Annotated in this window: 10 protein-coding genes; 2 read left to right on the top strand and 8 right to left on the bottom strand. The window is 74.3% G+C overall.

Going from position 1 to position 13753, the window contains the following annotated elements; genetic code table 11:
* Nucleotides 1-2: 2 nt before the first annotated feature.
* Both C4T42_RS16315 and C4T42_RS16310 read right to left on the bottom strand, forming a co-directional pair.
* Nucleotides 3-251: a hypothetical protein gene (locus tag C4T42_RS16315; protein WP_020095812.1), complete on the bottom strand. Its 249-nt coding sequence runs from the start codon at nt 249-251 to the stop codon at nt 3-5.
* Nucleotides 248-1378, bottom strand: a complete 1131-nt coding sequence (locus tag C4T42_RS16310; RefSeq protein ID WP_026605342.1) for a trypsin-like peptidase domain-containing protein — start codon at nt 1376-1378, stop codon at nt 248-250. Before C4T42_RS16310 ends, C4T42_RS16315 begins: the two co-directional genes overlap by 4 nt.
* Before the next feature lie 413 nt (nt 1379-1791).
* Here C4T42_RS16310 and C4T42_RS16305 point away from each other — a divergent pair, with 413 nt between their 5' ends.
* A complete protein-coding gene (locus tag C4T42_RS16305; protein ID WP_042674010.1) occupies nt 1792-2007 on the top strand; it encodes a hypothetical protein in 216 nt (71 codons plus the stop codon).
* A 70-nt stretch (nt 2008-2077) separates the two neighbouring features.
* Here C4T42_RS16305 and C4T42_RS16300 read toward each other — a convergent pair whose 3' ends face one another.
* Nucleotides 2078-5515, bottom strand: coding sequence for an SbcC/MukB-like Walker B domain-containing protein (locus tag C4T42_RS16300; protein ID WP_103985431.1), 3438 nt, complete (start codon nt 5513-5515; stop codon nt 2078-2080).
* 176 nt (nt 5516-5691) lie between these two features.
* On the opposite strand from C4T42_RS16300, the gene C4T42_RS16295 reads away from it, so the two are divergent.
* A complete protein-coding gene (locus C4T42_RS16295; RefSeq protein ID WP_103985430.1) occupies nt 5692-7368 on the top strand; it encodes a methyl-accepting chemotaxis protein in 1677 nt (558 codons plus the stop codon).
* Between the two features lie 168 nt (nt 7369-7536).
* On the opposite strand, the gene C4T42_RS16290 is transcribed toward C4T42_RS16295, so the two are convergent.
* The 5 genes from C4T42_RS16290 to coaBC all read right to left on the bottom strand — a co-directional run bounded on the left by C4T42_RS16290 (nt 7537) and on the right by coaBC (nt 13733).
* A complete protein-coding gene (locus tag C4T42_RS16290) occupies nt 7537-8163 on the bottom strand; it encodes a DUF4194 domain-containing protein (RefSeq protein WP_020095807.1) in 627 nt (208 codons plus the stop codon).
* On the bottom strand, nt 8156-9526 hold the full coding sequence (locus tag C4T42_RS16285; RefSeq protein WP_091679805.1) for a Wadjet anti-phage system protein JetA family protein: 1371 nt from the start codon (nt 9524-9526) through the stop codon (nt 8156-8158). The genes C4T42_RS16290 and C4T42_RS16285 overlap by 8 nt, the downstream gene beginning before the upstream one ends.
* A 36-nt stretch (nt 9527-9562) precedes the next feature.
* On the bottom strand, nt 9563-9979 hold the full coding sequence (locus C4T42_RS16280) for an FKBP-type peptidyl-prolyl cis-trans isomerase (protein ID WP_026605341.1): 417 nt from the start codon (nt 9977-9979) through the stop codon (nt 9563-9565).
* A gap of 130 nt (nt 9980-10109) precedes the next feature.
* Complete coding sequence (locus C4T42_RS16275) at nt 10110-12206, bottom strand: HAMP domain-containing methyl-accepting chemotaxis protein (protein ID WP_103985455.1); 2097 nt, start codon at nt 12204-12206, stop codon at nt 10110-10112.
* Nucleotides 12207-12509: 303 nt separating this feature from the next.
* Nucleotides 12510-13733, bottom strand: a complete 1224-nt coding sequence (gene coaBC / locus C4T42_RS16270) for a bifunctional phosphopantothenoylcysteine decarboxylase/phosphopantothenate--cysteine ligase CoaBC (RefSeq protein ID WP_042674707.1) — start codon at nt 13731-13733, stop codon at nt 12510-12512.
* Between the last annotated feature and the right edge of the window lie 20 nt (nt 13734-13753).

The raw sequence follows: 13753 nt of genomic DNA, 5'->3' as shown, positions 1-13753 counted from the left end.
GCTCAGCGCCGCACGCCGTAGAGGGCGGACGCGCTCCCGCCGATCTGGATGCTCGTCCCGTCCCCGAGATCGAAGTGGCCCGGCCGGCGCGGCGTCGGCGGGCGCACGCTCGCGTCGCAGCCGGGCTGCGGCGGGAGACGCACGCCCTCGGGCAGGTTCTCCGGGCAGAGGCGCGCGCGCGTCGGCGCCTCGCCGGCGCGCGCGGCGGCGGCCAGGAGGATCAGGGTCAGGAGGAGGGCCGCGCGCGTCATCGCCGGTTCTCCGCGACCTCGGCGGTGGTGACGCGGACCTGCCGGATCCGGCCGTCGCGCTCCACCTTGAGGGTCACGCCGGCGCCGAGGCCGGCCTCCTCGATGGCCGCGGTCAGGTCCGCGAGGCGGTGGACCGGGCGATCGTTGGCCTCGACGATCACATCGCCGAGGTCGCCGGTCTGCGGGTCGACGCCGCGCAGACCGGCCTGCGCGGCCGGGGAGCCGGGCAGCACCCGCACGATGACCACGCCGTCGATGCCGAGCCGCGCGGTGGCCGCCTCCTGGGCGGCGATGATGCCGATGCCGGGATTGCGCACGCGGCCGGCCTTGATCAGCTCCGGCACGATCCGGTTCACCACGTCGACGGGGATCGCGAAGCCGATGCCGGCGCTGGCGCCGGACGGTGACACGATGGCGGTGTTGACGCCGATCAGCCGGCCGGCGGAATCGAGGAGCGGGCCGCCGGAATTGCCCGGGTTGATCGCCGCGTCCGTCTGGATGACGCCGGACACTTCGCGGCCCTCGCTCGTCGGCATGCGGCGGCGCACGGCGCTGATGACGCCGGTGGTCAGCGTGTGGTCGAGGCCGAACGGGTTGCCGATGGCGAAGGCCGACTGCCCGACCTTGAGATCGGCCGAGGTGCCGATCGCCAGCGGCGGCGGCATGGTCCGCACCCGCCCCAATTGCAGGACCGCGAGGTCGTAGGACGGCGCCATCCCGACGAGGGTAGCGGGCACGACCTCGCCGTCGCTCATCCGGACCGAGACCGAGCCGCCGCTCCGCGCGGCGTTCTGCACGACGTGGGTGTTGGTGACGATGTGGCCGGCGCCGTCCCACACGAAGCCGGTGCCGGTCTGCGTCCCGCCCTGCTCGCCGCCCTGGTCGTCGAGGTCGAGCAGGTCGCGGTTCTGCGCGGCGCCCTGCGCGAAAACGTGAACGACGGACGGGCTCGCGCGCTCGAACAGCGCGACCGTCGAGGACTCGGCCGGCGCCAGATCGCCGCGGGCCGTGATCGCCCGGGGCGTGTCGGCCGCGTAGAGCAGCGGCTGCAGGTAGGGCTGGGCGACGTAGAGCGCCAGCAGGACCAGGACCGCGGCGAGGACGATGCGCACGGTACGATCCGGCACGGGTGACTCCGAGAGAAGCGCGTAGGCGGGCCCCGACGGGCCGAGCCTTAAGTGCGCGTTCAGGATCGGGGCGTCAACACAGAGAGGCGCCGCCGCCGACAGGCCCCAGACGTGTTCTGGCGCACGTCGGCGACCGGCGCAGACTGGCTAACGGAATGGTCATCATTCAGGAGCCACAATTCTCGCAAGTCCAGGGCAGCTCAGTCGCGCTCAATACGGACATGGAACACCGAACCGCGCCCGAACTCGTGCCTCGGCACCGGATGCTGGTTTCGAGAACCGCCCGAATTGATCGCAAAGCTGCCGCAGAGATGCTTGCATTGACGCTCAGACCATCGATCGCCGCAGCCCCTCGGCAGAGCCCGGCGGCGGCGATCTGAACGGTCCAAAACGGTTCGGAAGGACGAGTACCCATGGAAACCGAAGCTCTGGAACGGCCCGCGGATCTGACGATCTGGCGCACGGCCCCGGCGAGCGCCCCGCTGGCGCAGCCCGAGCGCTACCGGACCCTGCGGGAGGCGATCGCCGCCGCGGCCGGCGCCCTGGCCGACCCGGCCAAGCAGCCCTGGATCATCACCGAAGAGGGCGAGATCCTCTCGCCGAACTGGATCCGCACCTACCTGAACTGACGATCGATCACCCGGAGAACGGGGATACCGGGGACGGCGGCGCGAAGCCCCGCCCCGGTGCCCCGCGGGATCACTCCGCGGCGTCCGACTGGCGGAAGCCCTCGATCCCGACCTGGTCGGGGTTGATCGCGTGCAGCGCCCGGCGGGCCGCCTCGAGCGGGTGCTCGGCCTCGATCCGGACCGAGGTCAGATCCGGGCTCTTGTAGACCGTCACGATCGTGTCCATCACCTCGGTCAGCGTCGTGCGCTTGTCCTCGGGGGCGGCGATCAGCAGCTGCAGCCCCCAGGCGCGGTAGAGATCGACCAGCGCCTGGCTGTTGCGCACGTCGAGCTTCGAGAACGCCTCGTCGAGCAGGCACAGGCCGAGCCCCGGATTCTCATCGCCCGGCCGGTCGCCCGGGTAGTAGGCGCTGGCGAGCGACGCGGCGATCGCCACGTAGAACGGCGCCTGCGCCTCGCCGCCGGAGCCGCGCAGCGCCCGGGCCGACATCGTGGTGCGGTTGCCCGCCCGGTCGCGCATGCCGATCTCGTAGACGAAGTAGTTGCGGTAATCGGCGAGCCGCGCCGCGTCGTCTGCGCCGGCGATCAGCGCGGTGATCTCCTCGAGCGCGGCCGCCATCGGCCCCTCCGCCTCGCCGGCGAGCAGCGCCTGCGCGGCCTCGGGCGAGCGGGCGGTCTCGGTGGCCAGCGCGTGGACGGCGGCGTAGCGGCGGTCCACCGCCGCCTCGAACGCGTAGGTCTGGCCGGTGAAGCTGCGCGCCGAGAGCCGCTCGTTCAGGGCCGCGAGCCGGGCATGGACCCGCTCGAACCGGTCGGCGAGGCGCGTCAGCAGGTCCTCGGTCATGAGGCGGCGCATCTCGGACTCGGCCCGCTCGGCCTGCGCCCGGTAGCGGCGCAACTCGTGCCCCTCGACCGCCTCGTATTCCCGGCGCACCCAGGCGAAGCCGTCGATCGCCGGGGCGTCCCCCGAGGCCAGCGGGTTCTCCACCCGCCAGGCGGCGCAGGCCTCCGCAAGCTCGCGCTCGGCGATCCGCCCGTGCGAGCGGGCGGCCTCGGCGGAATCCCGGGCGAGGCCGCGCTCGGCGCTCACCCGCGCCCCGGCCGCCTTGGCGTCGAGGCCGGCGAGCGCCCGCCGCGCCTCGGCGACCGCGCCGAGGTCGAAGGGCTCGGCGCGGGCGAGGCGCACCCGCGCCGCGTCGCCCGCGCTCAGCTGGCGCAGGGCCGCGCGGCGGGCCGACAGGGCGGCGCGGACGGCCTCGCGCATAGGCCCCATCCGGGCGCGCAGGGCCGCCTCGTCGGCGAGCAGGCGGTCGAGCTTCGGCTCCAGCTCCTCCGACAATTCACGCAGGTAACCGACCCGCTCGGTGGTCAGCGCGGCGATCTCGGCGGCGAGCCCGGCCGTGTCGCGCTTCTCTATCCCCTCCCGCTCGGTCTGGAGCGTGCGCCGCCGCCCCTCCAGCCCGTCGAGCTCGGCCCGCAGCGCCTCCACCGCGTCGAGGCCCCGGGCGACACGGGCCCGGATCGCGGCGGCCGTCCGGGCGGCCTCGCGCAGGACCGCGGCCTCGCCGCGCAGGCGCCGCGCCTCCGCGACGGCGATCTCGTGGGCGCGGCGGCTGTCGGCGGTCGGCCCGCGATGGCCGCGGGTCATCAGCAGGTCGACGCTGCGGGTGACCGTGTAGGCCATGCCGGCCGTGGTCCGGCCGCTGGGCGCCACGGCCCGGGACAGGCGCGCCAGTTCGGCATCGTCCCGGGCGAGGTCGTAGCCGCCGAGCCGCACGCCGAGGAACGCCTCGGCGTGGGGGTCGCTGGTCTCGATCACGGTGAGCGGCCCGTCGTCGTAGCGGCGGGACCGCTGCTTGGCGGTGTCGGTGGTCTTGACCAGGATGCAGCGGCTGTAGCGGTCGCGGCCGGATTGCAGCACGCCGAGCGCCTCGCTCAGCCGGTCCGGTGCGACCACCAGGGCCTCGCGGGCGCGCCCGAGCAGCCCTTCGAGCGCCGGCCCCCAGGTCGGGTCGACGATCTCGGCCAATTCGCAGATCGGCAGCGCGTCGATGCCGCGCCGCTCCAGCTCGCCGCGGAACGCCACCGTGTCGGAGGACAGCCGCGCCGCCGGGCCGCCGCCGGTGCGCGGCGCCGTGCGCTCGGCCTCGCTCTCCTGCGCGCGGGCCTTGAGCGCCGCGTCCTCGGCGGCCCGCTCCAGGGCCTCGTCGAAGTCGGGCAGGCGCGCCAGCCCGTCGGCCAGCTCGGCCAGCGGGCCGTCGGGGCGCAGGATCTCCTCGGGCGAGGCGTCCCGGCGCAGGCCCGCCCGGGCGCAGGCCTCGGCGAGGCGGGCCGCCTGCGGGCAGCTCTGCCGCAGGATCGGGGTGACCGCCTGGAGCTTGGCCATCTGCCCGACGAGGGCCACGAGGTCGCCGATCCGGCCGATCAGCTCCTTGCGGTCGCGCTCCAGCATGGACAGGCCGAGCGTCGAGGCCGCGAGCCGGCCCTCGGCGGCGCCCGCGGCGGCCAGCGCCTTCTTCTCGGCGATCTCGCCGTCGATCTCGCGGACGTAGCCGCGGCTCGCCGCGACGCGCTCGCGCGCGATGCGCAGGGTGTCGGCGCCCTCGCGGAGGCGGCCCCGGACGGCGATGAGGTCGAGGCTGCGGCGGCGCAGATCGGCGCTGGCCGCCCGCAGCTCGTGCGTCGCGGCGGCGAGGACCGCCTCGCCCCAGGCCTCGTAGCGGTCGCGCAGGCGCCGCAGGCGCCCGAGCCGGGTCTCCAGCTCGGCGATGGTCTCCCGGAGGCGCCGCCAGTTGGCGATGGAGTGGCGCACGCGCTCGACGTCGAGGGGCTCCGGCTCGAGCACGAAGGCGCGCACGAAGGCGCTGGTGTCGAAGATCGGCTTGAACGCCACCGCGTTGGCGAAGCTGCGCAGGAAGTGGCGCGGCTCCGGCGCCGGCGCGCCCTCGCGCAGGGTCGCCAGCACGTCGGCCGTGAAGCGCTCGCCGGAGGTGCGGTACTCGGTGAAGCTCGACGCGCGGGCGCGCAGCTCCGCGGCGATCTCGCTCCAGGGCGCCGTGTAGGTGCCGCCGGGGGCGGTGCGGGCGTAGTCGGAGACCTCGAACCGGTGCCCGACCGCGATGAAGCGCGACAGCACGGTCTCCTTCGGCTCGGCGGCCCGCGCCGCCAGGGCGAGGCCGACCGAGACCACGCGGCCGGAATCGGGGTTCTCGAAGACCAGCACCAGCACGGTCTCGCAGGATTCCCGCGTCGGGCGGCCGCCCTCCGCCGGGTCGCTGATCCAGCCCAGGCAGTAGTCGCGCACGGTGCGGGCGCTGCGGCCGGAGGCCGAGGCGTTGAGGGCGAGGCGGCTGGCGTTGTTGCCGGCCAGCACCGTGCCGACCGCGTCGAAGATCGTCGACTTCCCGGCGCCGGTCGGCCCGACCAGCGCCGCGGCGCCGCGCAGGCGGATCTGCTCGCGGCGGATCAGGTACCAGTTCGAGATGGCGATGTCGGTGAGGACGTACACGGTGTCGGTGGGTCGGGTCGGTGGCGGGGAATGAGCGGCCCAGTTGGCCGGACTCGGCCGCGTATGCAAGCCGACACACGCGAACCCGTGAAGCCTGATCCTACCTCAGGTTATAACCCTGTTAGCACAACCCGTTCATGTCCTGCGGGTCTCGCCTGCACGACCGGAACCGACCGATGCGTCTCAGTCTCAAAGCAAAACTCAGCGGCCTCTTCGCCCTCCTGCTCCTGGCGGCGATCGTTCAGGGCGGCGTGACCCTCTACAAGATGCAGGCGGTCGACCAGCGGCTCGCGGAGCTGATCGACAACGCCGTGCCGTCGATCAACGAGGCCCAGGCGATCAACGCCCTCGTGATGCGCTCGCGACTTTGGCAGTTCCGCTACGTGACGGCGGATACCGACGCCGAGCGCGAGACCAGCCTGAAGAACGCCGACGAGATGATGCGGAACCGCCAGGCCAAGGCCGAGGCGTACCGCAGCCTGGTGGCGTCGAAGGAGGAGCAGGGGATCTACGACGACCTGCTCGCCAAGCTGGCGGTGCAGCAGGCCGACTGGACCCGTCTGCGCGCCTTCCCGGCCGACCAGCACGACCAGGCGCTCGCCTATTTCCGCGGGCCGATGAACGCCAACTACCTCGCGGCCTCCAGCGCGACCCGCGCCCTCGCCGACCTGAACATCCGGAACGGCGAGGCGGCCGGACGCGCGGCCCGCGACAGCCAGGCCGACGCGGTCCGGCCGACCGTCGTGAGCCTGCTCGTCAGCCTCGTCATCGCGCTCGGCGCCATGCTGTACGCCTTCACGGGCGTGTCGCGGCCGCTTTCCGGGATGACGCTGTCCATGCGGCGGCTCGCCGACGGCGACACGCAGGCCGAGATCCCCTACGCGGCGCGGCGGGATGAGATCGGCGCCATGTCGGCGACCGTCGCGGTCTTCCGGGAGAACCTGCTGCACGCCCGCGCCCTCGAGGCCGAGACCGCGCAGGCCCGGGCCGGCGCCGAGGCGCAGCGCCGGCAGGCGACGCGCGAACTCGCCGACCGGTTCGAATCCGCGATCGGCGGCATCGTCGGCTCGGTGACGTCGGCGGCGACGCAGCTCCAGTCCACGGCCCAGAGCCTCACCGCGACGGCGACGCAGACGGCCGGCCAGTCGACCAGCGCGGCGGCAGCCGCCGAGGAGGCCTCCTCCAACGTCACCACGGTCGCGGCGGCGGCCGAGGAGCTCGGCTCCTCGGTCAACGAGATCGGCCGCCAGGTCGGCTCCTCGGCGGACCTGGCGCAGGCCGCCGTCCGCGAGGCTGCCGCCACGGCCGACCTCGTCCAGGCCCTGAGCACCGGCGCGCGCCGGGTCGGCGAGGTGGTCGACCTCATCTCGGCGATCGCCAGCCAGACCAACCTGCTGGCGCTGAACGCCACGATCGAGGCGGCCCGGGCCGGCGTCGCCGGCCGCGGCTTCGCGGTCGTCGCCACCGAGGTGAAGGCGCTGGCCGACCAGACCGCCAAGGCGACGGCCGAGATCTCGGCCCAGATCGCGCAGATCCAGGGCTCGACCGGCCAGGCCGTCCAGGCCATCGACGGCATCGCCGGCCGCATCCGCGAGATCAGCGGCATGGCCAACTCCATCGCGGCGGCGGTGGAGGAGCAGGGCGCGGCCACGCAGGAGATCGTCCGCAACGTCGCCGAGGCCGCGACCGGGACCGAGTCGGTGACTGTCAATGTCAGCGGGGTCGCCGGCGCCGCCGAGGAGACCGGCGCGGCCGCCGCGCAGGTCCTGGCCTCGGCCTCCGAGATGGCCCGCCAGGCGGCCCATCTCGGCAGCGAGGTCGAGCACTTCCTGGCGACGGTCCGGGCGGCCTGAGCGCGGTCACGTGGGTTCGGCCGCACGTCGCGGTTGACGTATCTCACCCCGTCATCGCGAGCGCAGCGAAGTGACCAGGGCAGCGCGACGCCGGCAATCGTGGCGCCGGCTGGATTGCTTCGCTCCGCTCGCAAAGACGGCGCCGAACTGGTCGACCGGACGACGGAATCAGGCCTCGCCGGCCTCGGACCACGCCCGCAGGCGCTCCATCCAGGCGTCGGAGGCCAGCACCGTCAGCCCCGGCAGGAGCGACAGCGGCGTGACCCGCTCGACCCGGTCGCGCTCGCCGAGGCGCAGGCCGCCGCGCTTGGCGTAGAGGCGCAGGATGTCGGCGAGCCGGCCCTCCTCGGGGGGCTCGTTGCGCGCCACGGCACGGATCTTCTCGACGATCTCGTCGGTGGTGCAGTCGACGATCCCGTCCGTTCCGGCCCGGTGGTCGCGCAGGCCCTCCTCGTAGAGGAGCCGGAGCGCCAGCAGTACCAGGGTCTCGTCCTTGCGCAGGCGCTCCGAGACGATGTCGTGGCGCGGGGCGTCGGCGGCCGGGCTCAGCGAGACCATCTGGTCGCGGTGCGACACGGTCAGCGCGTAGCCGAGGCAGGCGAAGTAGTCGGTGAAGAACGGTGCGTAGTGCCGGGCGAGCTCGTAGGAGCGGCCGATGCCCTGCGTCTCGGCGTAGATCACCTGCCCCTTCAGCAGCACCTGGAGGGCGCGGCACAGCTCCTCGGCGTCCGGCGCCCGGGCGCCGGGCGGCGGCGGCTCGTCGCCGTCGATGATCGCGCGGAAGCCCTCAAGCACGGGGACGGCGCTCCAGCAGGAAATCCGGGCAGTCCAGCCAGCCGTTGACCACGCGCTCGGGCAGCCGGGTCAGGGCGTAGCGCGCGCCGAGCTTGGCGTCGAACAACACGTCGATCTCGCGCAGGCGCTGGAACACGATGAAGTCGTCGACGCCCGCGATGACGATCTGCGACCCGCGCAGCCGCACCGCCTTGCCGAGCCGGGCCTCCACGAAGGCGCTCATGCTCTCGGGCGTCACGGTGGTGCGGCGCCGGAACTCCGCCTTGGCGGCCGCGAAGGCGTCGACCACTGGGTCGTCCTCGATGTCGGGCAGCGGCTCCATGTCGATGGCCGACTTGCGGGCGCGCGGCGCCTGGAGATGCGCGTGCCCGATCGGCGGCCGCAGCAGCGAGACGTCGCCCGGCACCTCGGGGGCGATCTCCGACCCGCCGACGGCGCGCAGCATCGCGGCGACGCGCTCGACGCCGCTCGGGTCCGGGCGGTCCATCACGTGCAGCGCGGAGGCGATCCGGCGCTCCAGGCGCGCCACCACGGCGTCGACGGCGTCGAGGTGGTTGTCGAGGCCCTCGAACACCGCGAGGATCTGGGCGAGATCCGCCCGGACGGCCCGCTGCGCCGTGTCGAGATCGGCGCTCCGCCCCTCGCGGATCAGGCCCTCGGCCAGGGCCCGGACCGTGAGGGCGTCGCGCAGCGCCCGGCCGGCCTCGCGCACCACGCTGGCGCGGAAGCGGAACGGGTTGAAGCGGGTGTGCAGCGTCCGGTAGTCGCTGATCAGGTGGCGCTCGACGAAGTCCTCGAAGAACAGCCGGAAGGTCTTGGCGCGGTCGGGCTCGCGCAGGATGCGCTCCTCGACCTTGCGCATGCCGGCTGCGAGGCCGCGCACGTGGGAAAGGAAGGCGGCCGCGCCCCGCGCGGCGTTGGACAGCGCCTCGGATCGGTTCGCCGGGTCCGACAGGGCGCTCTCGAGCCCGCCCAGCACCTCCAGGACGGCGCCCCCGTAGGAGCGGGTCTCGCCCCGTTCCAGCCGCGACAGCTCCTCCAGGAGGAGGCGGGCCTCGGGGTCGAACTCCGCGACCGGGACGTAGCGCTCGCGGCGCTCGATCAGCCAGCCGGTGTCGAGGAGGCGCCGGTAGAGCGCCGTGCGGCGCTCGGCCGGGTCGGCCGAGATCGGCTCGTCGCCGCTGACCTCGGGGTCGCTCCAGCCGGCGGCGAAGTCGCCGATCTCGGCCAGGAGCTCGGCCTTGCGCACCGGCTCGGCCCCGAGGACGCGCCGGTGCAGGTGCAGGAGCAGGGCCGCGTTGAAGCCGCGGCTCGGCGAGGCCAGCGGCTTGAACAGCTCGTCGGACAGCTGCGCGAACAGCATCGTCTCGAAATTCCCGCCGTCGCGCAGCCGTGCCGCTTACTTCGCGCCGAGGAGCTCGACGTCGAAGATCAGCGTGGCGTTCGGCGGGATCACGCCGCCGGCGCCGCGGGCGCCGTAGCCGAGCTGCGGCGGGATGATCAGGGTGCGCTTGCCGCCGGTCTTCATGGTGGCGACGCCCTCGTCCCAGCCCTTGATCACCTGGCCGGCGCCGAGGGGGAAGCTGAAGGGCTGGTTGCGGTCGCGGGACGAGTCGAACTTCTTGCCCTTCTTGCCGCCCTCGTCGAGCCAGCCGGTGTACTGGACGGTGACCGTCTGGCCGGCCTTCGGCTCGGGCCCGGTGCCGACGACCTCGTCCTGATACTTGAGGCCCGACGGGGTGGTCACGGTCTCGGCATTGGCGGCTGTGGTCATGGCGATCAACGCGGCTCCGAAGAGGGGGGACAGGCGAGGCATGGTTTCTCCCTGGAGCCGGCGCCGTGCGCGCCGGCCGTCGGGAGGCCTTCTATCGCCTCGGACCCGTCCAGGCCAGGGAGGCGGCCGCGGCGCCCCCAGGGTGCGCTTTGAGGCGCGCTTGGGGGCGCGCTCAGGCGGCCCGGACGCCGTCGAGGAAGCGGCCGACCTCTTCGGTCAGGTGCGCGGCCTGGGCCGACAGGGCGGCGGCCGCGCCCAGGACCTCGCCCGCCGCCGCCTCGGTCGCGCCAGAGGCCGCGGCGACGCCGGCGACGTGGCCGGTGACCGCGGCCGCGCCCTGCGCCGCCTGACCGACGTTGCGGACGATCTCGCGGGTCGCCGCGCCCTGCTGCTCCACCGCCGCCGCGATCGTGGTCGCCACGCCGTCGATGTCGCGGATCCGGGCCGTGATCGTCCCGATCGCCGCGACGGCCTGCCCGGTCGAGGCCTGCACCCGCCCGATCTGGCCCGCGATCTCCTCCGTGGCCCGGGCGGTCTGCTCGGCCAGCGCCTTCACCTCCGTGGCCACCACCGCGAAGCCGCGGCCGGCCGCGCCCGCGCGCGCCGCCTCGATCGTGGCGTTGAGCGCCAGCAGGTTGGTCTGGCCCGCGATGGTCGAGATCAGTCCGACCACGTCGCCGATCCGCGCCACGGCCTCGCTTAGGTCCCGGACCAGCGCGCCGGTCCGGTCGGCCTCCGCGACCGCCGCCCGCGCGAGGCCGGCCGAGCCGTCGACCTGCCGGCCGATCTCCTGCACGGAGCCGCCGAGTTCCTCGGCCGCCGCCGCCACGGTGCCGACGTTGCTGGCCGCCTCCTCGGCCGCGGCCGCGACGGTGGTCGACTGCCCCGCGGTCTCGGCCGCGGTCTCCGTCATGCCGCGGGCCGTGGCCTGCAACGATGCCGCCGCGGTCGAGACCTGCGCGACGATCCCGCCGACGGCGTCGGCGAAGCGGTCGGCGACCTGCCGCATCGCGAGGCCGCGCTGACGCTCCGCGTCCTGCCGGGCCGCCTCGGCCTCCGCCTCCAGCTGCCGGGTGCGGATCAGGTTGTCCTTGAACACCTGCACGGCGCGGGCCATGGCGCCGATCTCGTTGCGCCGCCGGAGGCCCGGGACGGCAACGGCGGAATCCCCGGCCGCGAGGGCCTCCATGGCCGCGGTGATCCGCCGGATCGGCCGGAGCACGCCGCGGAACAGGGCGAGCAGCCCGAGGGCGACGAGCAGCAGGGTCGCGACCAGGGCCGCCCCGTCGCGCCACAGGGTGCTCCGCGCCGCCCCCGACAGGGCCTCGGCCCGCGCGACCATCTCGTCGAGGCAGACGAAGGCGAGGTCGACGAGGGTAACCTGCTCGGGCGTGTCGAGCTTGCGCGCCTGGGCGAGCGTCAGGCCCGGCGGCGCGCCGCGAGCCAGGGCCTGCGCCACGGCGCGCCGGCGGGCGAGGGGGGCGCCCTCGAAATTGTTCTCCCGGGCTCGCTGGAACGCGGCCTGGACCGTCCCGGACGCCTCGGCCGCGGCCTCGATCGCCGCGTTCCAGGCCGCGTCGAGCCGTCCCCGCTCCTCGGCGGCCGCGACGGTCTCGTCCAGCGACCAGGACGCCCCGGCCGCCAGGGATGTCTGCACGCGCAGCGCGACGGCGCCGTTGGCCATGCGCGTCGCCCACGCCGCCCGCTTAAGGGCGAGGTCGCGCCGGAGGAGCCCGTCGGACAGCGGGATCGCGGCGTCCACGGCGTCGCTCGTGGCGATCAGGGCATCGAGCATGGCCTGGAGGGCGGCCCTGGCCTCCGCCGTCACCGCGCCGTCGCGACGCGCGCCCGGCACGTCCAGGGCGGCGTCGACCCGCGGCCGGAGGCGATCGAGGCGGCCGCTCGCCTCGTTCAGCCGGCCGAGGGTCGCCGCCACGGCGGGGAGTTCCAGGCCGTCGAGCAGCGGCCGGGCCGCGGCGAGCCCCGCGATCGCCCGCTGCCGGTCGGCGTAGAGCGCCGCGCGGGTCTCGGCCTCGACGGGCTCTGCGGCGGCGAGGAACTGCAGAGTCGCGCCCCGCTCGAACCGGGTCACGTTCAGCGTCTGGAGGAGGGCGCGGCTCGCCCGCACCAGCGCGATGACCCGCTCGGCCTCGGCGGCGTGCTGTCGCGCCTCCCGCACGGTGCCCGTCGCGAAGCCGAGCATGATCGTGGCCATGACGACGAGGACGAGGCTCATGGTCGTCCGGATGGACAGGTCCCCTACGCGCATCGTGCCTCGGCTCCGGTCGCCCGATCGGTCGGGCATACCAGATCATAGCAAGTTTTTCCCCGCACAGCCGGGACAATGCGGGCGGACTCAGGCACCGAACTGTCTTAAATTTTTCCCTTCCGAATTATTTATCTGCAAAACGACCGGATAATGGTCGGGCACAAGCGCAGATATTCTCAGCCACCAATCGATCGGACGCGGATTTGTTGCAGAAACACTTTCATTTTCCCTGTGCGCAACGACACTCACGCTCGGAACGGCGCGCCGTCGAGGGGTCCCGCGTCCCTCTCGGGCTGCGCCGCGTCAGCCGGCCAGAAGCGCGGAGAAATGGGCGACGAGCCGCCGGGCGACCTCGTCCTTGCCGAGGCGCGGCCAGGTCTCCACCGCGCCGTCCCGCCGGATCAGGTGCACCGTGTTGTCGACGCCGCCCATGACGCCGCCCTCGGCCGACACGTCGTTGGCCACGATGAGGTCGCAGCCCTTCCGGGCGATCTTCGCCCGGGCGTGCTCGACCACCGTGTCGGTCTCGGCCGCGAACCCGACCACGAGGGGCGGGCGCCCGGCCGGCCGGCGCGCGATCGTGGCGAGGATGTCGGGGTTCTCGACCAGCGGCATCGGCGCCGGCCCGGTTCCGTCCTTCTTGATCTTCTTGCTGCCCGCCTCCTGCTCCGGGCGCCAGTCGGCGACCGCGGCGGCGAAGACCGCGATGTCGGCCGGCAGCGCTTCCTCGACGGCGGCCAGCATCTGCCGGGCGGTCTCGACCCGCACGACGGCGACGCCCGGCGGGTCGGGGAGCGCCACCGGCCCGGAGACCAGGGTCACGGCGGCGCCGGCCGCGGCGGCGGCGGCCGCGATGGCGTGGCCCTGGCGGCCCGAGGAGCGGTTGGCGATGTAGCGGACGGGGTCGATCGGCTCGTGGGTGGGGCCCGAGGTCACGAGCACGCGCCGGCCGGCCAGGGGCCTATCCCCGCTCGGGGCGCCGAGCATCCGCTCCAGCGCGTCGGCGATCTCGTTGGGCTCGGCCATCCGGCCGGGCCCGGATTCGGGCTCGGCCATCCGGCCGGCATTCGGCCCGACGATCCGGACGCCGTCGCCCTCCAGGACCGCGCGGTTCCGGCGGGTGGCGGGGTGCGCCCACATCTGGACGTTCATGGCCGGCGCGATCAGGATCGGCAGGGTTGTGGCCAGCAGGACCGTGGTCGCGAGGTCGGCCGCGTGGCCGCCGGCCATGCGGGCCATCAGGTTGGCGGTCGCGGGCGCCACCACCACGGCATCCGCCTGACGGGCGAGCTTGATGTGGCCGATCTCGGCCTCGGAGGCGCGGTCGAACAGGTCGGTATGCGCCCGCTCACCGGCGAGCGCGGCCGCCGCCAGCGGCGTCACGAATTCCTGCGCCCCCGCAGTCAGGACCGGGCAGACGCTGGCGCCCCGCTCGCGCAGCCGCCGGATCAGGTCGAGGGCCTTGTAGGCCGCGATGCCGCCGCCGATGACGAGGAGGACGCGGCGATGGGCGAGGGTCTCGGTCATGCCGCCGACCCTCTGCGCGC

The sequence above is a fragment of the Methylobacterium sp. 190mf genome (assembly GCF_900107945.1).
Taxonomy (GTDB): Bacteria; Pseudomonadota; Alphaproteobacteria; order Rhizobiales; family Beijerinckiaceae; genus Methylobacterium.
The sequence above is the reverse complement of the archived record's forward strand: the minus strand, read 5'-3'. Positions and strand labels throughout refer to the sequence as shown.